Origin of the sequence: Massilia sp. X63 (genome assembly GCF_041023745.1) — a bacterium.
In the GTDB taxonomy this organism is placed as follows: Bacteria; Pseudomonadota; Gammaproteobacteria; order Burkholderiales; family Burkholderiaceae_D; genus Telluria.
In genome coordinates, this window is record NZ_JBFTEF010000002.1 from 182362 (window position 1) to 208822 (window position 26461).

The 26461-nt window shown below is 67.9% G+C and carries 23 protein-coding genes; 9 read left to right on the plus strand and 14 right to left on the minus strand.

The genetic code is table 11. From position 1 onward, the window contains the following. Window positions 1-26: 26 nt before the first annotated feature. The 6 genes from AB3347_RS04990 to AB3347_RS05015 form a co-directional block, all read right to left on the minus strand. Entirely contained in the window at window positions 27-5363 is a 5337-nt protein-coding gene (locus AB3347_RS04990; RefSeq protein WP_369090680.1) for an Hpt domain-containing protein, read from the minus strand. Window positions 5364-5382: 19 nt separating this feature from the next. Then, window positions 5383-7620, minus strand: a complete 2238-nt coding sequence (locus AB3347_RS04995; protein ID WP_369090681.1) for a methyl-accepting chemotaxis protein — start codon at window positions 7618-7620, stop codon at window positions 5383-5385. A gap of 46 nt (window positions 7621-7666) precedes the next feature. Beyond that, complete coding sequence (locus AB3347_RS05000) at window positions 7667-8209, minus strand: chemotaxis protein CheW (RefSeq protein WP_369090682.1); 543 nt, start codon at window positions 8207-8209, stop codon at window positions 7667-7669. After that, complete coding sequence (locus AB3347_RS05005) at window positions 8206-8595, minus strand: PleD family two-component system response regulator (RefSeq protein ID WP_369090683.1); 390 nt, start codon at window positions 8593-8595, stop codon at window positions 8206-8208. The genes AB3347_RS05000 and AB3347_RS05005 overlap by 4 nt, the downstream gene beginning before the upstream one ends. Before the next feature lie 28 nt (window positions 8596-8623). After that, window positions 8624-9025, minus strand: coding sequence for a PleD family two-component system response regulator (locus AB3347_RS05010; protein WP_369090684.1), 402 nt, complete (start codon window positions 9023-9025; stop codon window positions 8624-8626). Window positions 9026-9160: 135 nt separating this feature from the next. Further along, window positions 9161-9313, minus strand: a complete 153-nt coding sequence (locus AB3347_RS05015; RefSeq protein ID WP_343026424.1) for a rubredoxin — start codon at window positions 9311-9313, stop codon at window positions 9161-9163. Between the two features lie 164 nt (window positions 9314-9477). On the opposite strand from AB3347_RS05015, the gene AB3347_RS05020 reads away from it, so the two are divergent. Further along, a complete protein-coding gene (locus tag AB3347_RS05020; RefSeq protein WP_369090685.1) occupies window positions 9478-10296 on the plus strand; it encodes a hydroxymethylpyrimidine/phosphomethylpyrimidine kinase in 819 nt (272 codons plus the stop codon). A gap of 12 nt (window positions 10297-10308) precedes the next feature. Then, a complete protein-coding gene (gene hemL / locus AB3347_RS05025; protein WP_369090686.1) occupies window positions 10309-11601 on the plus strand; it encodes a glutamate-1-semialdehyde 2,1-aminomutase in 1293 nt (430 codons plus the stop codon). A 73-nt stretch (window positions 11602-11674) separates the two neighbouring features. Here the strand turns inward: hemL and corA are convergent, their stop codons facing one another. The 8 genes from corA to mpl form a co-directional block, all read right to left on the minus strand. Next, window positions 11675-12640, minus strand: coding sequence for a magnesium/cobalt transporter CorA (gene corA, locus AB3347_RS05030; protein ID WP_369090687.1), 966 nt, complete (start codon window positions 12638-12640; stop codon window positions 11675-11677). Between the two features lie 107 nt (window positions 12641-12747). Continuing rightward, complete coding sequence (gene mtgA / locus AB3347_RS05035; RefSeq protein WP_369091069.1) at window positions 12748-13467, minus strand: monofunctional biosynthetic peptidoglycan transglycosylase; 720 nt, start codon at window positions 13465-13467, stop codon at window positions 12748-12750. 17 nt (window positions 13468-13484) lie between these two features. Further along, the gene (gene aroE / locus AB3347_RS05040) at window positions 13485-14294 is read right to left on the minus strand and encodes a shikimate dehydrogenase (protein ID WP_369090688.1); all 810 of its coding nucleotides are present in this window, start codon (window positions 14292-14294) and stop codon (window positions 13485-13487) included. A 3-nt stretch (window positions 14295-14297) separates the two neighbouring features. Next, on the minus strand, window positions 14298-15152 hold the full coding sequence (locus tag AB3347_RS05045) for a TonB family protein (RefSeq protein WP_369091070.1): 855 nt from the start codon (window positions 15150-15152) through the stop codon (window positions 14298-14300). A 140-nt stretch (window positions 15153-15292) separates the two neighbouring features. Beyond that, a complete protein-coding gene (locus AB3347_RS05050) occupies window positions 15293-17344 on the minus strand; it encodes an RNB domain-containing ribonuclease (RefSeq protein ID WP_369090689.1) in 2052 nt (683 codons plus the stop codon). Window position 17345: 1 nt separating this feature from the next. Next, window positions 17346-17921 (minus strand): chorismate lyase, encoded by a 576-nt coding sequence (locus AB3347_RS05055; RefSeq protein ID WP_369091071.1) that lies wholly within the window; start codon window positions 17919-17921, stop codon window positions 17346-17348. A 35-nt stretch (window positions 17922-17956) separates the two neighbouring features. After that, entirely contained in the window at window positions 17957-18541 is a 585-nt protein-coding gene (locus AB3347_RS05060; RefSeq protein WP_369090690.1) for a YqiA/YcfP family alpha/beta fold hydrolase, read from the minus strand. Then, complete coding sequence (mpl, locus tag AB3347_RS05065; RefSeq protein WP_369090691.1) at window positions 18538-19908, minus strand: UDP-N-acetylmuramate:L-alanyl-gamma-D-glutamyl-meso-diaminopimelate ligase; 1371 nt, start codon at window positions 19906-19908, stop codon at window positions 18538-18540. Before mpl ends, AB3347_RS05060 begins: the two co-directional genes overlap by 4 nt. A 92-nt stretch (window positions 19909-20000) precedes the next feature. Between mpl and AB3347_RS05070 the strand changes: the two genes are divergently transcribed. From AB3347_RS05070 to AB3347_RS05100, 7 genes are all read left to right on the plus strand, one after another. After that, window positions 20001-20630: a hypothetical protein gene (locus AB3347_RS05070; RefSeq protein WP_369090692.1), complete on the plus strand. Its 630-nt coding sequence runs from the start codon at window positions 20001-20003 to the stop codon at window positions 20628-20630. A 118-nt stretch (window positions 20631-20748) separates the two neighbouring features. Beyond that, on the plus strand, window positions 20749-21303 hold the full coding sequence (locus AB3347_RS05075) for a TlpA family protein disulfide reductase (RefSeq protein ID WP_369090693.1): 555 nt from the start codon (window positions 20749-20751) through the stop codon (window positions 21301-21303). Window positions 21304-21487: 184 nt separating this feature from the next. Further along, on the plus strand, window positions 21488-21925 hold the full coding sequence (aroQ, locus tag AB3347_RS05080) for a type II 3-dehydroquinate dehydratase (protein WP_369091072.1): 438 nt from the start codon (window positions 21488-21490) through the stop codon (window positions 21923-21925). Between the two features lie 95 nt (window positions 21926-22020). Beyond that, entirely contained in the window at window positions 22021-22488 is a 468-nt protein-coding gene (accB, locus tag AB3347_RS05085) for an acetyl-CoA carboxylase biotin carboxyl carrier protein (protein WP_369090694.1), read from the plus strand. 165 nt (window positions 22489-22653) lie between these two features. Next, window positions 22654-24069 carry an acetyl-CoA carboxylase biotin carboxylase subunit gene (gene accC, locus AB3347_RS05090; protein ID WP_369090695.1) on the plus strand — a complete coding sequence of 472 codons (1416 nt, stop codon included), beginning with the start codon at window positions 22654-22656 and terminating at the stop codon, window positions 24067-24069. Then, on the plus strand, window positions 24066-25022 hold the full coding sequence (prmA, locus tag AB3347_RS05095) for a 50S ribosomal protein L11 methyltransferase (protein WP_369090696.1): 957 nt from the start codon (window positions 24066-24068) through the stop codon (window positions 25020-25022). The genes accC and prmA overlap by 4 nt, the downstream gene beginning before the upstream one ends. 13 nt (window positions 25023-25035) lie before the next feature. After that, on the plus strand, window positions 25036-26460 hold the full coding sequence (locus AB3347_RS05100) for a zinc-ribbon and DUF3426 domain-containing protein (protein ID WP_369090697.1): 1425 nt from the start codon (window positions 25036-25038) through the stop codon (window positions 26458-26460). The last annotated feature ends 1 nt before the right edge of the window (window position 26461 follow it).

Consider the following 26461-nt stretch of genomic DNA (forward strand, 5'->3'; position numbering starts at 1 on the left):
CGGGACCCAGCTTGATTCCGCCGCCCTCAGCACGCCCCCTTCTCCAGCAGGCTCCCGATCGCCGCCAGCAACACCGGCTCCTGGTAGGGCTTGCCGAAATAGGCATTCACCCCCAGTCCCAGCGCGACGTTGCGGTGCTTGTCCGCCGTGCGCGAGGTGATCATGATGATCGGAATCGCCCTGGTCGCTTCGCTGCTGCGCAGTTCGCGCGTCAGGTCGAAGCCGTCCATGCGCGGCATCTCGATATCGACCAGCATCAGGTCCGGCTTGACGGCCTCGATCTGCTCGAGCGCGTCGACGCCGTCCTTGGCCAGCATCACCTGGTAGCCCTCGCGCTCCAGCAGGCGCTGGGTCACGCGGCGCACGGTGATCGAATCGTCGACCACCATGATGGTCGGGCGCGGCGCCTGCTCCGACGGCGGCTCCGAAGCCTGGGCCGCGCCGGCAGCCGCGGGACGCTGCGCCAGCACCACCGGATCGAGGATCAGCACGATCTCGCCCGTGCCCAGCACCGTCGCCCCGGCAATGCCCGGCACGCGGGCAAGCTGCGGGCCGATGTTCTTGACCACCACTTCGCGGTTGCCCAGCACCTCGTCCACGCGCAGCGCGATGCGTCCGCTGGCGCCGTGCACGACCAATACCGGATTCAGGCGCTGCATGGCGGCGCCGCCGGCGCCGGTCCTGGCTTCGCCCAGCAGCACATCCAGCGCGTGCAGCGCATGCGGCTGCCCGGCCACGTCCAGGGAGCCGGCGGCCTGCGCCGCGGCCAGCTCGGCATCGCGCACCTGCAGCACCTGCTCGACCAGGGTCGAGGGCAGCGCATAGGTACGGCCGCCGCTGGCGACCAGCACCACCTGCGCCACCGCCAGCGTCAGCGGCAGGTGGATCGCGAAGCGGGTGCCCTTGCCCGGCTCGGTCGAGACCAGCACGCGTCCGCCCAGCGCCTGCGCTTCGGAGCGCACCACGTCCATGCCCACGCCGCGGCCGGCCAGTTCGGTCAAGGTGTCGGCGGTCGAGAAACCGGGCTCGAAAATCAGCTCGGCCGCCTCGCGGTCGGACACCACGGCGTCCGGCCCGATGAGGCCGAGCGCGCGCGCCTTGGCCCGGATGCGGTCGAGATCGAGCCCGGCGCCGTCGTCGCCGAACACGATCGCCACCTCGTTGCCGTGCTGGCTCACCTGCACCAGCACTTCGCCGGTCTCGGGCTTGCCGGCATCGACCCGCGCGGCGCGCGCCTCGATGCCGTGCACGATCGCATTGCGCAGCAGGTGCTCGAAGGGCGCGGCCATCTGTTCCAGCACGCTGCGGTCGATCTCCACCGTGCCGCCGCGGATGTCGAGGTTGACCCGTTTGTCGGTTTCTTTCGCGGTCTGGCGCGCCACCCGGAACAGGCGCTCGGACAGGCTCGCAAAGGGCACCATGCGCACCCGCATCAGGTCGCGCTGCAGGTCGCGCGTCATGCGCGACTGCGCCGCCAGGTCTTCCTGCGCGCTGTCCACCGTGCGCGACAGGCTTTCGTGGAAGGCTTCGACGTCGTTCACGCTCTCGGCCATCATGCGCGTCAGTTCCTGCAGGCGCGTGAAGCGGTCGAATTCGAGCGGGTCGAATTCGCGTTCGCCGGCGATCGACAAACGCGAGGCGATCTGCGACTCGGCCTGCATCTCGATCTCGCGCATCTGGCGGCGCAGGCGGTCGAGGTTTTCCGAGAAGTCCGACAGCGCGCCCTTGAGCGAACCCACCTGGTTCTCCAGGCGCGAGCGGCTGATCGACACCTCGCCGGCCTGGTTGACGACGCGGTCGAGGATGTCGGCGCGCACCCGCACCAGCGGCGCGCGGCCGCCTGCCGGCTCGGCCGGCGGCGCAAGCGCCGGAGCTGCCGCCGCGGCGCCTCCCTGCGGGGCGGCCGGTTGCTGCAGCTGCTCGAACAGCAGCAGGGCCTGGTCGTAGTTGGCCAGCAGCTCGTCGAAGGCCGAAGGCGTGGTCGTCCCCGCGTGCACCATGTTCTCGACCTGGGTTTCCAGCTCGTGGGTGTGCTGGCCGAGGCGCATCGCGCCGGCCATGCGGGCACTGCCCTTGACGGTGTGCAGCGCGCGCTGCAGGCCCTGGGCGATCGCCTGGTCTTGCGGGTTCTGCTGCCACTGGCGCAGGCCGTTGCCGATCTGCGGGAACAGGTCGGCGCCCTCTTCCAGGAATACCGGCAGCAGGTCCGGGTCGAGTTCGTCGGTGAAGACCGGCGCGCCGGCCAGCACGCGGTCGGCCGGCGCCGGCGCGGCGTCGAGCTCGGCCTGGAGTGCGGGCCCCGCCGCGGGGCTCGCCTGCGGCAGTTGTGCGGCCGCGGGCGCTTCTTCCAGCACCGCTTCGTCCGGCGTCACCGGCACAAAGGCCGGCTCCGGCTCCGGCTGCGCTTGCGCCGGTGCCGCCTGGTCGAGCGCCGGGGCGGCGAAGGAGTCGTCGAGGAAGCTGTCGAACAGGGCATCGGTCTCGTCGACCGCGCCGCGTTGCTCCTGCTGCTCCTGCTCCTGCTCCTGCTCCTGCTCCGGCTCGTGCTGCTCCTCGCGTGCGGCCGGCGGCGCGGCCAGCAGCTCACCGTAGGCGTGGGCGAACAGGGTGTCGAGCTGCTGGGCCAGGGCCGGGTCGACTTCGCCGTACACGGCGGCCGCCTGCTGGCTGGCCAGGCGTTCCAGCAGGCCGCCCAGCTGGGCGATCAGGTCCGGCTGGGCCGGCGCCAGTTCGCCCAGGGCGAACACCTGCAGCATCGTGCGCACCCGCGACAGCGTGGCGTCCAGCAGCTCGCGGCCGTTGTCGTCGAGCGTCGGGCCCGGCGTCGCCAGCTTCTCCAGCACCAGTTCGAGCACATGGGCGACGTCGCGCAGCGCCAGGTAGCCGACCGTGGACGAGGTGCCGGCCAGCGTGTGCGCGGCCTTCAGCGCCTCCGGCGAGGCACGGCGCTGCCCGTCGAGGCGCCAGTCCTCGAAATCGGCGGCCAGCGTCTGAACCAGGGCCTCGGTTTCGTCGAGGTAGATCGTGTACAGGGCGAGCGGAATGTCCAGGCCGCCGACGCGCCTGGTGTCGGGCTGCGGCGCCGGCGCTGCGGATGCCGGCGCTTCCGCGGGTGCGCCGGCTTGCTCGGGCGCCGGCTGGATGACTTCCTCGAGCGTCGGCACCGGGATTTCTTCGGCCTCGGGCGCAGCGCCCTCCTGCACGCGCGCGGCCAGCGCCACGATGGCCGCGCTGTCGCGGCCGGAAGCGCCGCCGGCGGCCAGCTCGGCCACCCAGCCGGACAGCTCGGCATGCGCCTGGCGCAGCAGCGCCAGCAGCGCCGGCGTGGCGCTGCGCGCCTCGGCCAGCCACAGGTTCATCACGCGCTCGACCGCGGCCGCGGCCTCGGCGAAACGCTCCAGGTTCACCATGCGGCTGCTGCCCTTGAGCGTATGGAAGCTGCGGCGCAGCAGCGTCAGGGTTTCCTGGCTGGCCGGATTGTTCTCGGCCTGCGACAAGGCCTCCGCCACGAAGCCCAGCACTTCCTGCGCTTCCATGATGAAGATATCGAGCAGTTCGGTTTCGATCGTCGCATCCTGCGCCGGCGCCGTTTCGTGCACGACGGCCGGCCCGGGCGGGGCCTCGACGAATTCGAAGGGAAGCTCCAGCAGCAGGCGTTTCTGCTGGTCGAAGCTGAAGCGGCTGCCGGCCGCCTCGCTGTCCTGGGCCAGCAGGTCGGCGAAGAAGCCGAGCGCGCCGATGTTCTGGGCGATGTTGTGCAGCGCGCCCGACTGCGCCGTCAGGTCGCCGCCGCTGGCTGCCAGCGCCTGCACTTCGGCGGCGACGTGGCGCACCGCCTGCACCGCCTGCTCCTGGTCCAGGATCGCCAGAGCACCCTGCAGCTGGTGCAGCACCGGCTCGGCCTGTGCCAGCACCTCGCCCCTGGCCGGGTTGTCGTAGTAATCGTCGAGCAGCTTCTCGACCTGGCGCAGGCCGGCCTTGATCTCGCCGGCCAGCACCGCCACGGTCTGGCCCTGCTGGATCTGGCGCGCCAGCTCGCCCTGCCACTGCGGCGCATCCGGCGGGGTTTCGCCGGCGGCCAGGGCAAGCAGGCGCGCGCCCACCGCTTCCGCGTTCTCGGCAAAGTCCTCGGGCAGCTGGCGCAGCTGGTCCAGGCCGTTCTCGACGAACAGCATGGCGGTCGCCATCTCCAGCCCGAACTCCTGGCTGCGACCGGCCTGCATGGCGTCCGTCGCGGCACGCCCGAGTTCGCGCATCAGCTGGGCCAGGGCCGGCGCACCCAGCTTCTCGCTGGCGCCGGCCAGGCGCGACAGCTGCTGGTTGAAATCTTCCCTGACCCCGAGCTCGCCCTCGGTGGCGATGCGGTCCCAGTCCGACTTGGTGCGCGCCAGCGCCTCGCGCGCTTCCTGCAGCGTGGCCTGGTCGATGCGGCCGTAGCGGCGCGCGGCGTAGTCGTGCGGCACCAGGCCGTCGAGGCCGCAAGCCTGGCGCAGGCGCTGCGCATCGGCGTTCGGCGCGCTTGTCGCCCCTTCCGCGGCGGCGACGAAGAACAGCGCGTCGCGCAGCATCGCATCCGGCGTGCCGCCCTGCCCCTGCGACAGGCGGCGCAGCTGCAGGTTGACCTGGCCAAGCAGCTGTTTCACATACAGGTCGCTGTCGACCTGGCCATCCGCGACCACGCCGGCAAAGGCGTGCAGCGCCTGCCAGAACAGGCGCGCGCGCGGCTCCTGCTGGCTGGCCGCGACCGGCGCCAGGGCGTCGCGCATGCCGGCGGCGTACTGCGCATCCCCGCTCTTGAGGTAAGGCAGCAGCGCCTTTTCGAAGCGCGCGCGGCAGGCGGCGATGTCCGGCGCCGTGCCCTCTTCGCGGGCAGGCAGCTCCACGCCCTTGCCCAGATCGGGCGGCAGCAGGTCGGACGGGTGGATGCGTTCCACGCCCAGCCGTTCCTGCAGGTCGCGGTAATAGGGGAACAGGCGCGCCGGCTGCTGCGGGCTGCCGGCCAGCAGTTCGTCGAGGTACTCGACCAGGGCCTGGTAGGCGTCCTGCACCGGCTTGACCGCATCGAGGGTGCAGGCAAGCTGCCCATCCTTGAAGCGGTCGATCATGCGTTCGGCCGCGCCGGCCAGCACGCCGACGCCGTCGATGTCCACCATCTGCAGGGCGCCGCCGGCCTGGTGCAGGTGGGTCTTGGCATGCAGCAGCAGGGTCGGCTGCGCCTCCGGGCTGCGGTTGGCGGCGTCGCGCAGGGCCGTGCCCGAGCGTCCCAGCGCATCGCGGATCTCGCCGATCACCCAGGACAAGGGACCGGTATCGAAGGCCGGTACCCGGATCGAAGAAGCGCGCGCGGAGGATGGGTTGGTCATGGGCTCGATATGGTTTTACTCAGGCTGCCACGCGGAAGCGCGACACGGAATCCTTCAGCTCCTGCGCCAGCAGCGCCAGCTCGCGGATCGACTGCGCCGTCTGGCGCGTGCCGCCCTGGGTATGCTCGGTAACCGAGAGGATGTGCTGCATATTATGGGCCACGCCGTTGGCGGAGGTCGCCTGCTGCTCGGCCGCGCCGGAAATGTCCTGGATCAGCTCCGCCAGGCGGTTCGACACGCGTGAAATGTCGATGAGCGCCGCGCCGGCCGCATCGGACAGGCGCGCGCCCTCGACCACGCCCTGGGTCGATTTTTCCATCGCGGCGACGGCGTCGTGGGTGTCGGCCTGGATGGTGCGCACCAGCGCGCCGATCCCCTTGGCCGCTTCGGCCGAGCGTTCCGCCAGGCGCTGCACCTCTTCCGCCACCACCGAGAAGCCGCGCCCCGCCTCGCCGGCCGAGGCGGCCTGGATCGCGGCGTTCAGCGCCAACACGTTGGTCTGCTCGGTGATGTCCGAGATCAGGTCGGTGATCTCGCCGATCTCCTGCGAGGATTCGCCCAGGCGCTTGATGCGCTTCGAGGTTTCCTGGATCTGCTCGCGGATCTCGTTCATGCCCAGGATCGCGTTCTGCACCGCCAGCGCGCCCTGCTCGGCCGCCGCCACCGACTGGCGCGCCACGTCGGCCGATTCGGTCGCCGAGCGCGACACGTCGGCGATCTGGGTCGCCATCTGCAGCACCGTGGACGAGGCTTCCTGGATCTCGCGCGACTGCGCTTCGGCGGCGCCCAGCAGTTCGGTCGACACCGCCTGTGCGCTGCTCGACGCGCGCGTGACCTGCTCGGTGGTCTTGATCACGCGCAGCACCAGGCCGCGCAATTCCTCGACCGTGTAGTTGACCGAGTCGGCGATCGCCCCGGTGATGTCTTCCGACACGGTGGCGTGCACGGTCAGGTCGCCGTCCGCCACTTCCTGCAGTTCGTTCATCAGGCGCAGGATCGCCGCCTGGTTCTGGTCGTTGGTGGCCTTGGCTTCTTCTTCCTTGGCCTGGGCCAGCTGGCGCATCGCCTCGGCCTCGCGGCGGCGCGCGTCGGCGCCGCGGGTGCGGTTGCGCGAGTCGAGCAGCATCACGCGGCTGATGCTGCCGCCCATGGCGAGCGTGAACACCGAGGCGCCCACCAGCAGCCAGAACCAGCCGCTCCTGTTGCCCAGTTCGGCGCGGTAGTCGAGCTGCACCCGCGCCAGCGTCGAGCGCAGGCCTTCGTTGTCGCGTGCGATGACGCTCTCGGCGCCGTGCGCGGCGCTGAAGTTGTGCTGGTTGGTCGACAGCGGCGCCAGGCCCTCCTGCCAGGTCTTGAAGGCGGTGCGCGCGTCCAGCAGGCGCTCGCGCAGGCCGGGATCGAGCGGGCCGCCATCGGCCAGGCTGTCCAGCAGCGCGCCCAGCTCTGCGCTGTCGCGCGCGACCGCGCGCGCGGCGTCGCGGAAGGCCGCGCCCGGGCTCATGAAGGCATGGATCGACACCGCCAGGCGTTCGGTCAGCGCCGCCAGGCGGCCCAGTGCGGCGTTGCCGGGCTGCTTCTCGGCGATCGACTGCAGCTCGCCGGCGAGCGGTTCGAACCTGGCCGCGCTGGCGCCGAAGCCGACCAGGTGGCGCTTGTTGCTGACGATGGTGGCGGCGGCGGCGTTCGAGGCCGACCAGGCCGAGCGCGCCTTGGCCAGCAGCGCCGCGACGTCGCCCGACGAGGCCGGGATCGCCTGGCCGCTGGCCTGGCCGCCGCGCGCCAGCAGCTGCAGCAGGCGGCCGACTTCGGCGCGGCTGTCGTCGAGTTCGTTGAACGCGCCCATGTCGCCGCGCAGGGCGTTCGGCGCCGCCTTGGCCACGCGCTGCGAATGCATCAGGGCATCCGCCGCGATCTGGCCCTGGGTCGACACCGCATCAAGGCGCGCGGCGTTCTGCCACATCGACAGCACGGTCAGGAGGATGCCGGCGACGAAGGCGGCCATCACCAGGCGCAGCTGGCGCGACAGCGACAGGTGGCCGATCAGCGGCAGGCGCAGGTCCTCGCCTTCGTCGGGGGCGTGCAGGGGCTTCCTGGGGCGGGTGTTGCCGAGCCGGCGGGCGGCGGCGTCGGCCGAGCCATGCAGCGGCGGTGCGCTGTCGTCGAATGCCTGCTGCGGCAGCACGCCCACGCCGAACTGGGTGTCGGGCGAGGCCAGCACGGTATCGTCGTCCGCGTTGTCCTTCGAGAATACGTTCATGCTGAGTTTCGAGGCGAATCCCATACCGGCTCCTGGTCCTGCGATGTTATTGGCTGCGTTTGTCTGCTGGTTGCGCGACCTGCAGGAAGCGCTCTTCCCGCACCAGCGCCGCGAGCGAGAGCGGCGTCCACGCATTGTCGTCGGCGTCGCGCAGGACCTCGCCCTCGCGCCGCATGCCGGCCGCCTGGCGCAGCCCGTACACGCGGTCGGCCAGCAGCGCGCAATTGAAACCGAGCGCGGGCGCGAACGTAACCAGGCGGACGGCCGGCCCCGAAGGCGGCGCGCCATCCTCGCCGAGGTAGCGCGCCAGGTCGATCACGCCGACCAGGCTGCCGCGCACGTTGGCCAGGCCCAGGTACCAGGGCACGGTCAGGGGCACGCGCGCCAGCGGCACCGGGGACACGATCTCGCCGGCTTCCAGCAGGTCGAGCAGGTAGCGCGTGCCGCCCACCTGCATGCCGAGCTGCTGGATCGGCGCGCCGCCGCCGCCCTTGGCCGCCTGCATGCGCTCGAGGAGCTGCTCCTGGTATTCGCGCAGGCGGGTGCGGCGGCTGGCCGGGTCCGGCCGCGCCTCGTCCGCGCCGGTCATGCCGCCGCGGCCGCGGGTCCGGCGTCGAGCGAAGCGATGCTGGCCAGCAGCAGCCCCGGGTCGACCGGCTTGACCAGGTAATCCCTGGCGCCCTGGCGCATGCCCCAGATGCGGTCGGTTTCCTGGTTCTTGCTGCTGCAGATGATGATGGGGATCGCCGCCAGTTCCGGGTCGCGCGCGATCGAGCGCGTCACCTGGAAGCCGTTCGCGCCCGGCATGACCACGTCCATGAGGATCAGTTGCGGGCGCTCGGCGCGGATCTTGTCGATCGCCTCTTCGCCGTTGACGGCGGTGCTCACGGCATAGCCGGCGCGCGTCAGGATGTCGGTCAGGTAAAAGCGTTCGGTCGGGGAATCGTCGACGATCAGGATGCGTTGAATGGCCACCTTGGGCTCCGGGGTCGGTTAAGCAGGTTCAGGTTCCAGCCTTGCCGGCCGTGTGTTCGCGCACGGCGGCCAGCAGGCTGTCCTTGGAAAAGGGTTTGGTGAGGTAGGCGCTGGCGCCGACCATCGCGCCGCGCGCGCGGTCGAACAGCCCGTCCTTGGACGACAGCATCAGCACCGGGGTCGCGTGGAAGCGCGCGCTCTTCTTGATCAGGGCGCAGGTCTGGTAGCCATCGAGGCGCGGCATCAGGATGTCGCAGAACACCAGTGCGGGATGGTGGTCGTTGATCTTGGCCAGCGCGTCGAAGCCGTCGTCGGCCAGTACCACCCGGTAGCCGGCCTGGGTCAGGAAGATTTCGGCGGAGCGGCGGATCGTGCTGCTGTCGTCGATCACCATGATGGTCAGGCCGGTTGCTTGCGGCGATGTCGTCATTTTCGTTTCACTTCGGCATGAAGCGCCACGATAGCACAGGGATTTCGCCTTGTGCGTGGAAGTGTTGCAGTACGTCAACTACCGCGTTCACATTCCCATGACATCCTTGAAACAACCGGTGTTGGATGGACAATATTAGATGGTGGTCATCTCGAAATCGTCCTTGCGGGCGCCGCATTCCGGGCAGGTCCAGTTCATCGGCACGTCGGCCCAACGGGTGCCCGGCGCGATGCCGTCGTCCGGCGCGCCTGCGGCCTCGTCATACACCCAGCCGCAGATCAGGCACATCCAGGTCTGGAAAGGGGCCGTCGAATCGTTACTCACAATATGCTTCCTTAAGTGTCAATGTTTCGGAACCTCGAACCAGCGTAGCGAGCGGCAGTGCAATGCGCAGTAGGTTGTTCGAGATTCGTCTAGTAAAATGGAGAGTCAGGTATCTTAATCTAGGCGTCGTGCAAAACCAACCGTTACCCCTCATCCTGACATTTGGCGTGTCCGATCCGGTCGGCGCCCTCGGCGTCCAGGCCGACCTGGCCGCCTTCGCCGCGCACGGATGCCACGGTCTGTCGGTCGTGGCCGGGCTGCTGGTCGCCGACAGCGCCAAGGTCGAAAACCTGCATGAAGTCGACAGCGACTGGATGGCCGACCAGGCCCGGGTCCTGCTCGAGGACATGCCGGTGGCGGCCTTCAAGGTCGGCGCCGTCGCCACCGTGCTGCAGCTGGCGGCAATCGCCGAAATCGTGTCCGACTACCCGGACGCGCCCCTGATCCTCGATCCCTTCCTTTCGGCCCTGCCCGATTCCGGCCTGGCCGACGAAGAGATGCTGTCGGCGATCCGCTCGATCCTGGCGCCCCAGACCACCGTGCTGATGCTGTCGCAGTCGGAGCTGGGCCGCATGGCCGAGACCTGGCGCGACGTGCCGGACGAGGGCGACGAAAGCCAGGACGCCCTGCTCGCCGACGTTGCCGAACTGACCAATGCCGGCTGCCAGTACGTGCTCGTCACCGGCACCCGCGACGAGAACGGCACCTGCTCGAATACCCTGTTCGATGCCGACGGCGTGGTCGCCAAGGTGGAGTACCAGCACCTGCCCGGGCCTTTTGTGGGCGCCGGCAATACCTATTCGGCCGCCTTCACCGCCCTGATGGCCGGCGGCATGGAAGCGCCGCAGGCGCTGTTCGCCGCCCAGGAGTACACCACCGGCACGCTCGAACACGCCCAGCGCTTCGGCATGGGCAAATTCATTCCCAATAAATTCTACCGAGGCTGACCCGGACACATCATGACCGACACCACTTCCAAGAACGACCAACTGTTCGCCCGCGCCCAGCAAACCACGCCGGGCGGCGTGAATTCGCCGGTGCGCGCCTTCCGCTCGGTGGGCGGCACGCCGCGCTTCATCACCCGCGCCGAAGGCCCGTATTTCTGGGACGCCGACGGCAAGCGCTACATCGACTACATCGGCTCCTGGGGCCCGGCGATCGTCGGCCACGCCCATCCGCAGGTGATCAAGGCGGTGCAGGAAGCGGCAAGCCGCGGCCTCTCGTTCGGCGCCCCGACCGAGGGCGAGATCGAGATCGCCGAAGAGATCTGCCGCCTGGTGCCCTCGATCGAGCAGGTGCGCCTGGTCTCGTCGGGCACCGAGGCGACCATGAGCGCGCTGCGCCTGGCGCGCGGCGCCACCGGCCGCGACAAGATCGTCAAGTTCGAAGGCTGCTACCACGGCCACGCCGACTCGCTGCTGGTGAAGGCCGGCTCCGGCCTGCTCACCTTCGGCAACCCGACCAGCGCCGGCGTGCCGGAAGACTTCGTCAAGCACACCCTGGTCCTCGACTACAACAACGTCCCGCAGCTGGAAGACGCCTTCGCCTCGATGGGCGACACCATCGCCTGCGTGATCGTGGAGCCGGTGGCCGGCAACATGAACCTGATCCGCGCCACGCCGGAATTCCTGCAGCGCATGCGCGAGCTGTGCACCGAGCACGGCGCCGTGCTGATCTTCGACGAAGTGATGTGCGGCTTCCGCGTGGGCCTGGGCGGCGCCCAGGAAATGTACGGCATCGTGCCGGACCTGACCGCGCTCGGCAAGGTGATCGGCGGCGGCCTGCCGGTGGCGGCCTTCGGCGGCCGTGCGGAGCTGATGCAGAAGATGGCGCCGCTCGGCCCGGTGTACCAGGCCGGCACCCTGTCGGGCAACCCGGTCGCGGTGGCGGCCGGCATGACCACCCTGAAGCTGGTGCAGGAACCGGGCTTCTACGAGAAGCTGGGCGCAGCCAGCGCACGCCTGGTGCAAGGCCTGACCGAGGCGGCGCAGGAATACGACATCCCGTTCTGCGGCGACGCGGTGGGCGGCATGTTCGGCTTCTATTTCAGTAACAACGTCCCGTCCACCTATGGCCAGATGATGGCAGGCGACAAGGAGCGCTTCAACCGCTTCTTCCACGGCATGCTGGACGAAGGCGTGTACTTCGCCCCGGCCATGTTCGAGGCGGGCTTCGTCTCCGCCCAGCACACCGACGCCGTGATCGACGAGACGGTCGAGGCGGCGCGCCGGGTGTTCAAGCGCATCGGCTGATCCGGCGCCGGATGAAAAAACGCCCGGTGAAACATTCTTTCACCGGGCGTTTCTTTTTGAAATTTTATTTCACTCAGCGCAGCCAGCCGCGGCGGTGGAAATACACGAGCGGCGCCGCCATGGCCGCGACCATGAGCCCGATCGCGAGCGGATAGCCGAAACTCCAGTTCAGCTCCGGGAAGACCTTGAAGTTCATGCCGTAGATACTGGCGATCAGGGTCGGCGGCAGGAAGGCCACCGAAGCCACCGAGAAGATCTTGATAATCTTGTTCTGGTTGATGTTGATGAAACCGACGGTGGCGTCCATCAGGAAGTTCACCTTGTCGAACAGGAAAGAGGTATGGCCGTCCAGCGATTCGATGTCGCGCAGGATCTGGCGCGCTTCCTCGAACTGGTCGGCATTCAGCAGGCGGCCGCGCATCAGGAAGCTGACCGCGCGCCGCGTATCCATCATGTTGCGGCGGATCCGGCCGTTCAAGTCTTCCTCGTGGGCGATCGCGTTCAGCGCGGCGGCCGCGTCCTGGTCGGTGAATTCCTTCTGCAGCACGCGCGTGGAGACTTCTTCCAGCGCCTCGTAGATGCCCTCGAGGGCGTCCGCCGAGTACTCGGCGTCGGTCGCGTACAGGTCGAGCAGCACGTCCATGTAGTCTTCGATCGAGCCGGGGCGCGAGCGCGCGCGCAGGCGCACCAGGCGGAACACCGGCAGGTCGTCGTTGTGCACCGAGAACAGGATTTTGCCGGACAGAATGAACGCAACGGTGATCACGCGCGACGGGCCGTCTTCTTCCTCGAGCAGGAAGTCGGTACGCAGGTGCAGGTCGCCGTTCTCCGCTTCGTAGTAGCGGGCCGAGGCCTCGATGTCCGACACTTCGTCCTCGCCCGGCAAGGTCACGCCATAGGTCGTCTTGACCAGGATGCGTTCCTCGTCGGTGGGTTCGTTCAGGTCGACCCAGACCGGCGTCACGTTTTCCAGGTCTTCGCGCGAGTCGACGCTGACCTGGTTCAGGCGGCCATTTTGTAGGACAAATACGTTGATCATGCGCTTTTTCTCGGCCGGATACGAAAACTGCCGCAAGTGTAACCGAGAGGCCCCGAGTGCGGCCACCCCGTCACGACAATTTCCTCATCCGGGGCCGGATGGCCGCGCTACGGCAGGTCGGCGAAGCGCATGCGGCGCTGGATCAGGGCGGTGCGGCGCACCAGGTAATTGGTGGAGCGGTGCTTGTCGTAGTAACGCGGATTGGGCAGCATTACCGCCAGGCGCGCGGCCTGCTGGGCATTCAGGTTGGCGGCCGAGGTGCGGTAGTAGTAGCGGGCCGCCGCCTCGGCGCCGAACACGCCGCGGCCGTATTCCACCACGTTCAGGTAGACCTCGAGGATGCGCTTTTTACTCATGACGGTTTCGAGCATGAAGGCGATGATCATCTCCTGCCCCTTGCGCAGGTAGCTGCGCGAGCCGGACAGGAACAGGTTCTTGGCCAGCTGCTGGGTGATGGTCGAACCGCCGCCCACCACCTTGCTGCGCTTGTTGTTGCGCTCATACGCTTTTTCCAGCGCCTCCCAGTCCACCCCGCCGTGCTCGGCGAAGCGCGAATCCTCCGAGGCGATCACCGCCCTCTTCAGGTTCACCGAGATGCGCTCGTAGGGCACCCACTCGTGCTTGAGCTGCGCGTTCGGGTTCTTCTCGCGCAGCTCGGACAGCTGCTGGCGCATGAAGCTGGTCGAGCCGGGATTGAACACCGCGTACCAGCAGACCATCACGAAAAAGTAGAGCTGCACCAGCAACACCAGCAGCACCGGGCCGAGGACCAGCCACTTGAGCCAGCGGCGCGAACCCTTCGCGGCCGCCTTTTTCGTCTTCCCCATCGCCATGGTGCTTGTGTTCATGGCCGCAGCATCCCGAACACCTCGGCCGTGTCGGGCCGCTCGCCGCGCCAGATGGCGAAGGCTTCGGCCGCCTGCTCCACCAGCATGCCCAGGCCGTCGCGCACGACGGCGCCGTGACGCGCGGCGAATTCCATGAACACGGTAGGCTGGCTGCCGTACATCATGTCCAGCGCCAGGCTGCCCGGGCCGAACACGGCCGCCGGCACCGGCGGCAGCTCGCCGGCCAGGCTGCCGGAAGTCGCGTTGATCACGATGTCGAAGCCGCCATCGACCTCGGCGAAGCCGCTGGCGCGGATCGGGACGCCATGGCGGCCGAAGTCGCGCGCCAGTGCGTCGGCGGTAGCCACGGTGCGGTTGGCGATGACGATCTCGCACGGTTCCTGCTGGATGATCGGCAGCAGCGCACCGCGCGCCGCGCCGCCGGCGCCCAGCAGCAGGACGCGCTTGCCGCGGATCTCCCTGCCCGCGTTGCGGGTGATGTCGGCCACCAGGCCGGGACCGTCGGTGTTGTCGCCGACGATCTCGCCCCGGTCGAAGCTGAGCGTATTCACGGCGCCGGCGGCACGGGCGCGCTCCTCCAGCCGGGTGCACACGCCTGCCGCCTCGATCTTGAACGGCAGCGTGACGTTGGCGCCGCGGTAGCCCTCGGCCACCAGGCGCTGCACGGTGGCGGCGAAGCCGTCGAGCGGCGCGAGGCAGCGTTCGTAGACCAGGTCCTGGCCGGTCTGGCGGGCGTAGACGGGATGGATGTCGGGAGATTTGCTGTGGGCGATCGGGTTGCCGATCACGCAGTATTTATCTGTCATGCATCATCCTTCGTTGCCGCGCAGTTCGGTCTGCATTTTTTCTTCCCGGGTGAAGCGGAAGCGCGTGATCACTTCCCACAAGTCGTCCTTGCCCTGCGTGCGCATGTTCGCCGGGAAGTTCCCGAAGGGCGCGGCGCGGCGCACGATCTGCAGGGCGGCCGCGTCCAGCGCGCGGTTGCCCGAGCTTTGCTCGACGCGCGGGCCGCCGTCTTTCGTATAAATGGTCCCGTCCTGGAACACCGGGATATAGACCACCAGCTCGCCGTACAGCTTCTTGCCGTTCTGCTCAGGGAAGTTGAGCGTGCCGACTTCCTCGATCCGCTTCTGCATCTCCTTGTAATAGAGCGCATAGCCGACCTGGCGCGTGCTGGGCGTGATCTGGGTGCGCTTGGGGCGCTTGTTCTGGTCTTCGATGCGTTCGATGACCTCGGCCGCGGTACGCGAGATGGCGCGGCTGGTGTCGAACGCGTCGCTGCCGGTCCGGGTGGGATCGGGCTTGTCCTGCTCGGTCTTGGGCGGGGCCGCGAAGTTCGAGGCGCGCACGCGGGTCAGGACGTTCTGCTGTTGCTGTTCCAGTTCGGCGATGCGGCGCTGCAGGGCCTTGATGCTCTCGCCGTTCTCGGTCTTGCGCAGGTCGGGCAGCGGGGAACGCGCACGCCCCGCGTCGGCGGTGCCGCCGCCTTCCAGGTTGGCCTGGGCCAGCGCATCGGCCTTGCCTGGGGCATTGGCGTGCTTGGCGTTGACCAGGATGACTTCCAGCCCGGGGTCGGCCGGCCGCTGCCGGAACGCATCCGGCGCGGCGAAACGCACCGCCAGCAGCGCCGCGTGCGCCAGCACGGAGACGCCGAGGGCGATCATCAGGGGACGGTTATTCTGCAAATACTTCACTGCGCGTGCCCGGGCGGGCTGTTGGATCAGGGATGGGGCATTCTAACCTGCAACTGCAGCGTGTGGTGGGCTTCGTACGGTGGTCGGCAAAGCCGACCACCGTACGATATTCAGGCCGTGCCGGCGTTGGCGGGAACGTCCACGCCTTCTTCGGTCGTGACCGCAGCCACCAGGCCCTCGGCTTCCACCACCTCGGCCAGCGCCGCCTCGCCGGTATCGCCCTCTTCCTCTTCCTCGAGTTCGAGCGACGCATCCGGCGCCGCCGCCGCCACCTCGAGCAGGCGCGCCTCGAGCGACAGGTCGACCTCGTCCCAGCGCACGATGTCGAGCCTGACCTGGGCGCCGCGCGCCAGTTGCGGCAGGCCGCCCAGGCGTGCCACCAGTGGGATCTCGACCAGGCGCACCACGTCGTCCTTCAGCACCACGGCGTCGACCTGCTTGGCGTTCTCCTGGCCCAGCCAGCGCAGGCACCAGTAGCGTTCCATGTTCTGCTGGAAGTCGTTGTAGGCCGCGTAGGCGGCGTCGAAGGCCGAGACGATCGAGAACAGGGTCGCGTCGCGGTGCTTGAACGGCGCCACCAGGGGCGCGGTCACGCCATGCGAGGCGCAGGCCAGGATCTGCCACTGGTTCACCAGGTCGGTGTAGCGGCGCAGCGGCGAGGTGCTCCACGCGTACTGGTCCACGCCCAGGCCCTGGTGCGGAGCCGCGTGCGTCACCATGCGCACCTGGATCTTGGCGTTCCAGCCGCCCGCGCCCGGCCCTTGCGAGCGGTAGATGCCGGGCACGCCCGAGTCGTGCAGCAGCTTGCCCCAGGTGCTGTTGGCGAAGATCATCAGCTCGGCCACGATCTTGTCGAGCGGCGCGCCGCGCTTGCGGCGCACGATGCTGACCACGTCGTCGTCGACGTAGAAGTTGAAGTCCACGCGGTTGGCCTGCTCCGGCTTGAGGCCGAAGGCTTCGCGCTTCTTCATGCGGCCCGCTTCCAGCTGCAGTGCCCATTGCCACAGCAGACCCAGCTCTTTCTTGTGCTCGTAATCACCGCTGCCCTCGTTCAGCGCGGCTTCGGTCACGACGGCGTCGAGTTCGTTGAGGCGCAGGTTGCGCTTGATCGGCACGCGCTCGGCGCGGGTGGTGGTCGAGAGCACGGTCCAGTCGGCGGGATTCAGCACCGCGTACAGCGACAGCGCCGGGCAGTCCTTGCCTTCGGCGAGGGTGAAGGCGTCCACGATCTCGTCCGGCAGCATGGTGATCTTATCGCCCGGCATATAGACGGTGGACATGCGCGCGCGCGCGATCTTGTCGAGCGCATCGTCGGGGCGGATGCCCAGGCCCGGGGCCGCGATGTGGATACCCACGCGCACCGTGCCGTCTTCCAGCCAGGCCACCGACAGGGCGTCGTCGATCTCGGTGGTGGTGACGTCGTCGATCGAGAAGGCCGCGACGTCGGCCAGCGGCAGGTCGGCGGGCGCCTGCGGCACTTCGACCTGGGGGAAGCCGGCGCCGCGCGGGAAGTGCTCGAACAGGAAGCGCGACATGTGCAGCTCCTTGGGCGAGGCCAGGCCGCCGGTCGCCAGCATCAGGCGCGGCGCGGTGGTCTGCAGCTCGTTGGCGGCGGCTTCGAGCGCCTTGTATTCGATGGTGTTCTTGTCCGGCTTGAACAGCAGCTGGTGGACGATCGGCTGCATGGTCTGCGGCAGCTTGCCGGCCTTGAGCTCTTCCACGTAGCCGGCCTGCACGATGGCCTGCTGCTTCTTCTTCTCGATGCCGGCCAGCGCCGCCTTCAGGGTCTGCTCCGGCGCGGCCTTGTAGCGCCCGCGCCCCTTTTTATGGAAGTAGATCGGCGCGGCATGCAGCGCCAGCACCAGGCCGGCGGCCTCGCCCGGCAGCGGCGCATGGCCGAAGTATTCGGCACCGAGTTCGGCGAAGCCGAATTCTTCCTGGCCCGCGACTTCCCACAGGAAGTCGAGGTCGACGTCGGCGGCGATGCCCTTGGCGGCCGCGAGCAGCGCTTCCGGCTCCGGCTGCTCGAACTGGATCAGCACGTCCTTGGCCTTGACCTTGGTGCGCTTGCCGCTGGCCAGCTCGACCTGGTAAGCCTCGCCGGCCTGCGACAGTACGGTGCCGACCTTGAAGTCGCCCGACTCTTCAAAAAAAAGATTCATGTTATTTCGTGTTCTGCTTGTTGCGTTGCGTTCCGGCCGGCGTCAAGGTGAGTACCGAGGGCAAGAATACCTCGGTGACCAGGAGCAGGCCTTGATGGCGGCGGTAGACGCAGCGCCGCGCATAATAAAGTGTGTCGTCGCTTCCGCCGATGGCCGCGCGCACGCGCCCCATCAGCGGATGGCCCGCGCGGATGCGCGCGTATTCCAGCTGGCCCCGGCGCACCAGCGGATCGTAGAACAGCGTGGTGCCGAGCGAACGCTCGCCCAGCGCCGAGAACAGCGGCCAGTCGCTTGCCGTGCAGACGGCCGGGACCACCGTGTGGCCGAATACCCGCGGGATGCCGTCGCATTCCAGCAGCACTTCGCGTTCCCACACCCGACCCGGGCGCGGCAGGCCGATCGCCCGCGCCTCGTCCGCCAGGCAGGTGGCGGCGTGCTGGTGCAGCCGGCGCACCCGGAAACGCTCGCTGTGCGCCATCAGGCGCGCCGTCAGCGAGCCTTCGGTCGTCAGCCAGTCGCGCATCGGCGCGCAGGCGCCCACGGCCCGGGCATGCGGCTGCCATGCCGCCTGGCGCAGCGAAGCGCTTCGGGCGCCGAGCTTCACCCCGGCCTTCACTGCGCCATGCCTGCCGGCCGGGTGCAGAAGGCCAGCACCTCGTCCACGTACTGCGGGAATTCCGAGATCGCATGGTCGCTGCCTTCGATCACGTGCTGCCGGGCCCCGGCGTAGTGCGCCACCATGTCGCGGTAGTCGAGCACTTCGTCGCCGGTCGCGGCGATCAGGAAATAGCGTTCTGGCCGGGTGATCTTCTCGACCTTCAGCGCGGCCAGCTCGTCGATGTACTCGCGGCGGAACTCGAAGGGTTCGTCCGAATGCCAGGCGGTGGTGACGCCGACGTGGTGTTCCAGGTTCTTCAGGGGATTCACGGACGGGTTGAGCAGCACCGCGGGCACGCCCAGGCGCTCGGCCAGCCAGGTGGCGTAGAAGCCGCCCAGCGAGGAGCCGATGATGCTCAGCTTGTCCGGGGCGAAGCGCTCGGCCAGCAGCAGGCAAAGCGCCATCGCCTCTTTCGGCGAAGCCGGCAGCTGCGGGCAAATCAGTTCGTTTGCGCGCCCGGCGTCGGTCAGCGCCTGCTGCACCACGCGCGCCTTGAAGGACTTCGGCGAGGAGCGGAATCCGTGGAGGTACAGAATCATGGCGCCAGCGCGTCCAGCAGTTTCTGGTGCACGCCGCCGAAGCCGCCGTTGCTCATCACGAGGATATGGTCGCCCGGCTGGGCCGCCTGGACGATGGCCTGCACCATGTAGTCGAGCTGGTCGAAGCTGTGCGCGATGCCGCCCAGCGGTTTCAGGGCGTCGGCCAGCGACCAGCCCAGCGCCTGCTGGCTGCCGAAGCCGAACACCAGGTCGGCATCCTTCAGGCTGCCCGGCAGCGCATCCTTCATGGCGCCCAGCCTCATGGTGTTGGAGCGCGGCTCGAGCACGGCCAGAATTCTTCCAGTCGTACCGATCTTCTGGCGCAGGCCGCCCACGGTGGTGGCGACCGCCGTCGGGTGGTGGGCGAAATCGTCGTACACGGTGATGCCGTTCACGGTGCCGCGCACTTCCATGCGCCGCTTGACGCTCTGGAAACGCGACAGCGAGGCGATCGCCTGCGAGGTCGGCACGCCGACGTGGCGCGCGGCGGCGATCGCGGCCAGCGCGTTCGAGCGGTTGTGGTGGCCGGTCAGCTCCCAGTGCACGGTGCCCTGGACGTCGCCGTTGAACAGCACGTCGAAGCTGGCGCCGCCCGGATGCTCGACCAGGGTCCAGTTCACGCCTTCGGCCGCGCCGAAGGTCTCTTTCTCGCTCCAGCAGCCGCGCTTGAGCACGCGGGCGAGCGAGGCTTCGTCGCCGTTGACGACCAGCCGGCCCACGCCCGGCACGGTGCGCACCAGGTGGTGGAACTGGGTCTCGATGGCGCCGATGTCCGGGAAGATGTCGGCGTGGTCGTATTCCAGGTTGTTCAGCACCGCGGTCTTGGCGTGGTAGTGCACGAACTTGCTGCGCTTGTCGAAGAAGGCGGTGTCGTATTCGTCCGCCTCGATCACGAAGAAGTCGCTCGGCTTGTCGCCATGCAGGCGCGCCGAGATGCCGAAGTTCATCGGCACGCCGCCGATCAGGAAGCCCGGCGCATAGCCCGCATCTTCTAGGATCCAGGCCAGCATCGAGGTGGTCGTAGTCTTGCCGTGCGTGCCGGCCACCGCCAGCACCCACTTGTCGCGCAGGATGTGCTCGCCGATCCACTGGGGGCCGGAGACGTAGGGCAGGCCGCGGTTCAGGATCTCTTCGATCAGCGGATTACCGCGCGTCATGACGTTACCGATCACATACAGGTCGGGCTTGAGCGACACCTGTTCCGGGCCGTAGCCCTGGATCAGCTCGATGCCCTGGGCTTCCAGCTGGGTGCTCATCGGCGGATAGACGTTGGCGTCGCAACCGGTGACGCGGTGGCCGGCTTCCTTGGCCAGGACCGCCAGGCCGCCCATGAAGGTGCCGCAAATACCGAGAATGTGAATGTGCATGGTCGTGGAAAAAAGCTGCGGTGAATTAACTCGAAAGCGCGATTCTACCCGACCCGCTGCCATTTTCCGCTTAAGAGTATGATTCGGACATCATGCCGACACCGAACTACGATGTACTCCAGCTGCGCGCCGAAATCGCTGCCATTGCGGCGCGCATGATCGCCCAGGATGGCGCCGATTACGACACCGCACGCCGCAAGGCGGCCCGCCAGGTGCTCGGGGGGGACCGCCCCAGCCCCAACCTGATGCCCGACAATCTGCAGATCGAGGAACAGGTGCGTCAATACCAGGCCCTGTTCGGCGGCCCCGGCCAGGCCGAGCGCCTCAATGCCATGCGCGCGACCGCCCTGCAGGTGATGGACCAGCTGGCCGACTTCCGGCCCTACCTCACCGGCGCCGTGCTCAACGGCACGGCGGGCGAGCACGACGACATTCACCTGCAGCTGTTCGCCGACAGCGCCAAGGAAGTCGAGATCTACCTGCTCAACCGCAACGTCAATATAGAGATCTCCGAGACGCCCCACTTCAAGGGCGGGCGGCACGATCCGGTTGAAACGGTCAGCTTTATGTGGCATAAGGAAACAATTCATGCCGAGTTATACGACTTTCATGATTTGCGCGGCGCCTTGAAGCCGCGCGCCGATGGCCGGCTGCAGCGGGTCGACGCGGCTGGACTGCGGGCGCTGATGGCCAATGACGAAGAGTGCCTCGATAAACCGTAGCGAGCGGCCGCAGTTCGGCCCGAGAAGCGCAGCCGTACTTGAGTACGGCGAGCATCGCAGGGCCGAAATGCAACGCGCAGTAGGTTTTCGAGGTGCTCGAAACTGTGGAACAGGACTAATGAACAAGAAACACGTGGCCGCGTATGCGGCCGTTGCCGCCATGTTCGGCATCATGGGGGCCCTGGTAGCCGTCAACAAGAAGGAAGTCCCACCCTATACCACGGCGATCGCGCCGACCGGCGGCAAGCCGCATACGGTCGTCGAGAAGCTGTTCGACCAGTCGCTCAACGACCTGCAGGGCACGCCGCAGCCGCTGTCCAAGTGGCGCGGCAAGCCGCTGCTGGTGAATTTCTGGGCAACCTGGTGCGCTCCCTGCGTGCAGGAGATGCCGGAGCTGTCACACCTGGCCAGTGAAAACGGCGGCAAGACCTTCAATGTGATCGGCATCGGCATCGATTCGCCCTCGAACATGAACGAATTCGCAGCCAAGCTGAAGATCGCCTACCCGCTGTACGTGGCCGGGATGGGCGGCACCGAGCTGTCGCGCGAGTTCGGCAACAGTGCGGGCGGCCTGCCGTATACAGTATTGATCGGCGCCGATGGGCAGGTGCGCAAGACCTACCTGGGCAAGCTGAAATTCGACGAGTTGCGCGCCGATCTCGCGAAGTTGTAATGCGCACCGGCCGATTCGCAGGGTGGCCGGCGCAGCCGGCCACCCCAATAAAAGCCGTTCAGCGAACGATCGTTCTTTTCCGAATTCCGGCGAACATGCCTGCATCAACTGGCAATTTTACTGCTTGCCAATAGTCGAGCTTGGCGGCACAATGCCTTCCTTTCGGGCGTTCAGACTCTTCAACATGGCGAAAAAGCTACTGCTGCTTAACGGCCCCAACCTCAATTTACTGGGGACCCGGGAGCCTGCGGTGTACGGCGCGACGACGCTGGCCGACATCGAACAGGCAGCACAGGCACAGGCTCAGGCAGCGGGCGCAAGCCTCGATTGCTTCCAGAGCAACCATGAAGGAGCCCTGATCGACCGCATCCACGCCGCGCGCGGCGAAGGCGTGGACGCGATCGTCATCAATCCGGGTGGCCTGACCCATACCAGCGTGGCCCTGCGCGATGCGCTTGCTGCGGTGGCAATCCCGTTCGTGGAGGTGCATATCTCGAATGTCCATGCCCGCGAATCCTTCCGGCACCACTCGTACCTGTCCGCCATCGCACAAGGTGTGATCTGCGGCTTGGGTCCGGACGGATACCGGTTTGCCATCGACTTTGCGCTTAAATCGCGTTAATCTACGTCAACTTCATGTATCAGCGGTCACGCGGCCACCCACCCTCGCGTTGCCTGCTCTCTTAAAAACGAATAAAACATTCCAAGGGGTTTCACATGGATCTCAGAAAACTCAAGACTTTGATCGACCTGGTCGCCGAATCGGACATCGCTGAACTCGAAGTGACCGAAGGCGAAAGCAAGGTCCGCATCGTCAAGTCGTCCGCAATCCCGCAGAATCAGATGATGGTCATGCCGCAGCAGGCCGTGCAGCACTACGCCGCCCCTGCCCAGCAGGCCGTCGCAGCCCCGGCCGCAGCCCCGGCCGCCCCGGCCGCCGCCGAGCAGACCGGCCACGTGGTCAAGTCGCCGATGGTCGGCACCTTCTACCGCTCCTCGGCCCCGGGCGCCCCGGCCTTCGTCGAAGTCGGCCAGAGCATCAAGCAGGGCGATACCCTGTGCATCATCGAAGCGATGAAGCTCCTGAACGAAATCGATGCCGATGTCGCCGGCACGATCACCAAGATCCTCGTGGAAAATGGCCAGCCGGTCGAATTCGGCCAGCCGCTGTTCGTGATCGGCTAAGATCGTCCCACAACTCCCCAGGGCGGCCTCGATCGCCTTGCCCGGGGCTTGTTGGACGATCTGATTCCTCCGGCCCGGCGGCGTCCTGCCGCCAGCCCATTCATGTCGTGTCCGGCGCGTGCTTTACCAGGCTGCGCCGGTTTTCACTGAAACACCGAACCTACCATGTTTGAAAAAATCCTCATCGCCAACCGTGGTGAAATCGCGCTGCGTATCCAGCGCGCCTGCCGCGAACTGGGCATCAAGACGGTCGTCGTTCACTCCGAGGCCGACAAGGACGCCAAGTACGTGAAGCTGGCGGACGAATCCGTCTGCATCGGCCCGGCGCAGTCGGCGCTCAGCTACCTGAACATGCCGGCGATCATCAGCGCCGCCGAAGTGACGGACGCCGAAGCGATCCACCCGGGCTACGGCTTCCTGTCGGAGAACGCCGACTTCGCCGAACGCGTCGAGAAATCGGGCTTCGTCTTCATCGGCCCGCGCTCGGATTCGATCCGCCTGATGGGCGACAAGGTCTCGGCCAAGCAGGCGATGATCAAGGCCGGCGTGCCCTGCGTGCCGGGTTCGGACGGCGCCCTGCCGGACGATCCGAAGGAAATCGTGCAGACCGCGCGCCGCGTCGGCTACCCGGTCATCATCAAGGCCGCCGGCGGCGGCGGCGGTCGCGGCATGCGCGTGGTGCATACCGAAGCCGCCCTGCTGAACGCCGTGCAGATGACCAAGACCGAAGCCGGCACCGCCTTCGGCAATCCGGAAGTCTATATGGAGAAGTTCCTGGAAAATCCACGCCACGTGGAGATCCAGGTGCTGGCCGACGAACACAAGCAGGCCGTCTGGCTGGGCGAGCGCGACTGCTCGATGCAGCGCCGCCACCAGAAGGTGATCGAAGAAGCACCGGCGCCGGGCATCCCGCGCAAGCTGATCGAGAAGATCGGCGACCGCTGCGCCGAAGCCTGCCGCAAGATCGGCTACCGCGGCGCCGGCACCTTCGAATTCCTGTACGAGAACGGCGAGTTCTACTTCATCGAGATGAACACCCGCGTGCAGGTGGAGCACCCGGTCACCGAGATGATCACCGGGATCGACATCGTGCAGGAACAGATCCGCATCGCCTGCGGCGAGAAGCTGCGCTTCAAGCAGCGCGACATCATGCTGTCGGGCCACGCGATCGAGTGCCGCATCAATGCCGAAGACCCGTTCAAGTTCACGCCGTCGCCAGGCCGCATCACCGGCTGGCACCCGCCGGGCGGCCCCGGCATCCGTGTCGATTCGCACTCGTATGCAGGATATTATGTTCCACCTCATTACGACTCGATGATTGGCAAGGTAATTTCCTACGGTGCGACACGCGAGCAGGCAATTCGCCGCATGCAAATCGCGCTCTCGGAAATGGTGGTTGAAGGTATTCTCACCAATATCCCGCTGCACCGTGAGCTGATGGTCGACGCCCGCTTCATCGAGGGCGGCACCAACATCCACTACCTGGAGCACAAGCTGGCTTCCAAGCCGGACCTGCCGAAGGAAACGGGCATCGGCGCCAAATCGGAAACCAAGGTAGCGGACCTTAAGGCTGATCTATGAGCTGGACCGAAGTCGTCATCGAAGTAGCCCGCGATCACGCGGAGGCCCTGTCGGACGCCCTGATGGAAGCGGGCGCGCTGTCGGTCTCCGTGGAAGACGCGGACGAAGGCACCGACGCGGAAAAGCCGCTGTTCGGCGAGCCGGGCATGGAACCCACCGAGACCGCGTGGGATCACTCGCGCGTGGTCGCGCTCACCGACACCGGCGCCGACCAGTTCGCGATCGTGCAGGAAGCCGCCAACGCCATCAAGCTGCCGGTGGTACCTTCGTTCACCACCCGCGCGGTGGCGGACGCCGACTGGGTGCGCCTGACCCAGTCGCAGTTCGAGCCCATCCACATCGGCAAGAACATCTGGGTCGTGCCGAGCTGGCACGAAGCGCCGGACCCGAACGGTCTCATCCTGGAACTCGATCCGGGCCTGGCCTTCGGCACCGGCAGCCACCCGACCACCCGCCTGTGCATGGAGTGGCTGGAAGCGCATCCGGCGCCCGGCAAATCGGTGCTGGACTACGGCTGCGGCTCGGGCATCCTGGCGATGGTCGCCAAGAAGCTCGGCGCGGACGACGTGGCCGGCGTCGACATCGACCCGCAGGCGATCGAATCGGCACGCAGCAACGCCGAACGCAACAAGGTCAGCATCGACTTCTACCTGCCGGACGACTTCGCGCAAGCGCCGAACGCGCGCCACGCGCAGGGCCAGTTCGACATCGTCGTGGCCAACATCCTGTCGAGCCCATTGAAGCTGATGGCGCCGATGCTGTCCGGCCGCGTGGCGCCGGGCGGTTCGCTGATCCTGTCGGGCGTGCTGGCGCGCCAGGCCGAGGAAGTGGCCGCCGCCTACGCACCTTTCATCAAGCTGGGCGTCTGGGCCGAGCAGGACGGCTGGGTCGCCCTTCACGGGACGCTCGGCCAGGACACCGCACCCGCGCCGCGTTCCGCCACTGCCGCTTAAGGGACAGCCAGGCATGGCGCTCGCCACCCAATGCCCCCACTGCGGCACGATGTTCCGTGTCGCCGCAGACCAGCTCAAGCTGCGCGGGGGCATTGTGCGTTGCGGCGCCTGCACCCAGATTTTCGACGGTAACGCCGCGCTGGTCGACCTGGCCGCTTCTTCCGCTTCAGCACCGCGGCGGCGCCGTTCGACCGATGCCGCGGCGGCCCCGGCTGCGGCGCCTGCCGCCCCGCCCGCAGTTGCCGCAGTTGCTCCTGCAGTGCCCGCACCGGAAGCACCCGCCGCCGATGCCGCTGCCGAGGAATCGGCCGACGCCCCCATCTACACCCTCGAGTTCGACCGCACCTTCGCGCCCTTCGGCATCCTGCCGCAGGTCAGCAGCGAGGATGCCAGGGATACCGCCGCGCCCCAGGAGCCCGGACGGGACGCCGTGATGGTGGCCGAGCTTCCCCAGGACCTGGCCGCGGCGGAAGCGGCGCAGCCGCAGCCCGAACCGGCGCCGGAAGCTGAGCCGGAACCTGAGCCGGAACCTGCACCTGAGCCGGAACCCGAACCGGCGCCCGCTCCCGGCAGCGCGCCCGCGCCCGAACCCGAGCAGCCGGCCGCGCCTGCAGCCGAACTGCAGGTGGACGAGGAGCTGGTCGCTGCGCCGGCGCCCCGGCATTACTACGAACCCGAGGAACCGGCTACCGCCCCGGCCGCCGCATCCGCGCCGTCCGCCAGGGCTGCGGCCTCGGCCCCGCCGCTGCTGCTACGTGAATCCGGACCGGCCACGGTCACCATCCCGGTGGCGCCGAGCGCGCCGCCGGTCGCGCCTAGGCCGCCGCGCACCAAGGCTGCCGAAGCGCGCGCCGCACGCCGCTCCAAGCTCACCCCGACCAAAATCGAACCGCCCAAGCTGCGCGTGCCGGAACCGGACGAGCCGGAATTCGTGCGGCGCGGCCGCCAGCGCGAACGCTCGGGCAAGGCGATGCGCATCGCGATGATTGCCGGCAGCCTGCTGCTGCTGCTCGTTCTGGCGGCGCAGCTCGTCCGGACCTTCGGCAGCGCGCTGGCGGCGCGCTACCCGGACATGCGGCCCTCCCTGGTCACCGTCTGCGCGACGCTGGGCTGCCGCATCGAGCTGCCGGCCCAGATCGACAAGCTGGTGATCGACACCGGCGAACTGACCACGCTCGGCGGCAATGCTTACACCTTCAGCACCCAGCTGCGCAACCAGGGCGACGCCGTCCAGTCCTGGCCGAGCATCGAACTGACCCTGCTCGATGCCGACGACAAGCCGCTGGTGCGGCGTGTGTTCGGTCCGCGCGACTATCTGCCGGCCGGCACCCTGCTGGCATCCGGCTTCCCCGCGCATGCCGAGCAAGCCGTCAAGCTGCACTTCCGCGTCGAGGAACCGGCGCCGTCCGGCTACCATGTCGCGGTGTTCTATCCATAAT

What these genes read in the sequence shown, in the direction of transcription:
- mpl (WP_369090691.1), bottom strand. Translation starts at nt 19,908, where the DNA reads ATGCACATTCACATTCTCGGTATTTGCGGCACCTTCATGGGCGGCCTG.
- AB3347_RS05000 (WP_369090682.1), bottom strand. Translation starts at nt 8,209, where the DNA reads ATGACCGGCGCGGACGAGGCGCGGCCGGACCCGGCCAGCCGCCGCACC.
- AB3347_RS05015 (WP_343026424.1), bottom strand. Translation starts at nt 9,313, where the DNA reads ATGTGCCTGATCTGCGGCTGGGTGTATGACGAGGCCGCAGGCGCGCCG.
- AB3347_RS05010 (WP_369090684.1), bottom strand. Translation starts at nt 9,025, where the DNA reads ATGACGACATCGCCGCAAGCAACCGGCCTGACCATCATGGTGATCGAC.
- hemL (WP_369090686.1), top strand. Translation starts at nt 10,309, where the DNA reads ATGACCGACACCACTTCCAAGAACGACCAACTGTTCGCCCGCGCCCAG.
- prmA (WP_369090696.1), top strand. Translation starts at nt 24,066, where the DNA reads ATGAGCTGGACCGAAGTCGTCATCGAAGTAGCCCGCGATCACGCGGAG.
- AB3347_RS05050 (WP_369090689.1), bottom strand. Translation starts at nt 17,344, where the DNA reads ATGAATCTTTTTTTTGAAGAGTCGGGCGACTTCAAGGTCGGCACCGTA.
- AB3347_RS05070 (WP_369090692.1), top strand. Translation starts at nt 20,001, where the DNA reads ATGCCGACACCGAACTACGATGTACTCCAGCTGCGCGCCGAAATCGCT.
- aroQ (WP_369091072.1), top strand. Translation starts at nt 21,488, where the DNA reads ATGGCGAAAAAGCTACTGCTGCTTAACGGCCCCAACCTCAATTTACTG.
- AB3347_RS05100 (WP_369090697.1), top strand. Translation starts at nt 25,036, where the DNA reads ATGGCGCTCGCCACCCAATGCCCCCACTGCGGCACGATGTTCCGTGTC.
- mtgA (WP_369091069.1), bottom strand. Translation starts at nt 13,467, where the DNA reads ATGGGGAAGACGAAAAAGGCGGCCGCGAAGGGTTCGCGCCGCTGGCTC.
- accC (WP_369090695.1), top strand. Translation starts at nt 22,654, where the DNA reads ATGTTTGAAAAAATCCTCATCGCCAACCGTGGTGAAATCGCGCTGCGT.
- AB3347_RS05045 (WP_369091070.1), bottom strand. Translation starts at nt 15,152, where the DNA reads ATGATCGCCCTCGGCGTCTCCGTGCTGGCGCACGCGGCGCTGCTGGCG.
- AB3347_RS04995 (WP_369090681.1), bottom strand. Translation starts at nt 7,620, where the DNA reads ATGAACGTATTCTCGAAGGACAACGCGGACGACGATACCGTGCTGGCC.
- aroE (WP_369090688.1), bottom strand. Translation starts at nt 14,294, where the DNA reads ATGACAGATAAATACTGCGTGATCGGCAACCCGATCGCCCACAGCAAA.
- corA (WP_369090687.1), bottom strand. Translation starts at nt 12,640, where the DNA reads ATGATCAACGTATTTGTCCTACAAAATGGCCGCCTGAACCAGGTCAGC.
- accB (WP_369090694.1), top strand. Translation starts at nt 22,021, where the DNA reads ATGGATCTCAGAAAACTCAAGACTTTGATCGACCTGGTCGCCGAATCG.
- AB3347_RS04990 (WP_369090680.1), bottom strand. Translation starts at nt 5,363, where the DNA reads ATGACCAACCCATCCTCCGCGCGCGCTTCTTCGATCCGGGTACCGGCC.
- AB3347_RS05075 (WP_369090693.1), top strand. Translation starts at nt 20,749, where the DNA reads ATGAACAAGAAACACGTGGCCGCGTATGCGGCCGTTGCCGCCATGTTC.
- AB3347_RS05060 (WP_369090690.1), bottom strand. Translation starts at nt 18,541, where the DNA reads ATGATTCTGTACCTCCACGGATTCCGCTCCTCGCCGAAGTCCTTCAAG.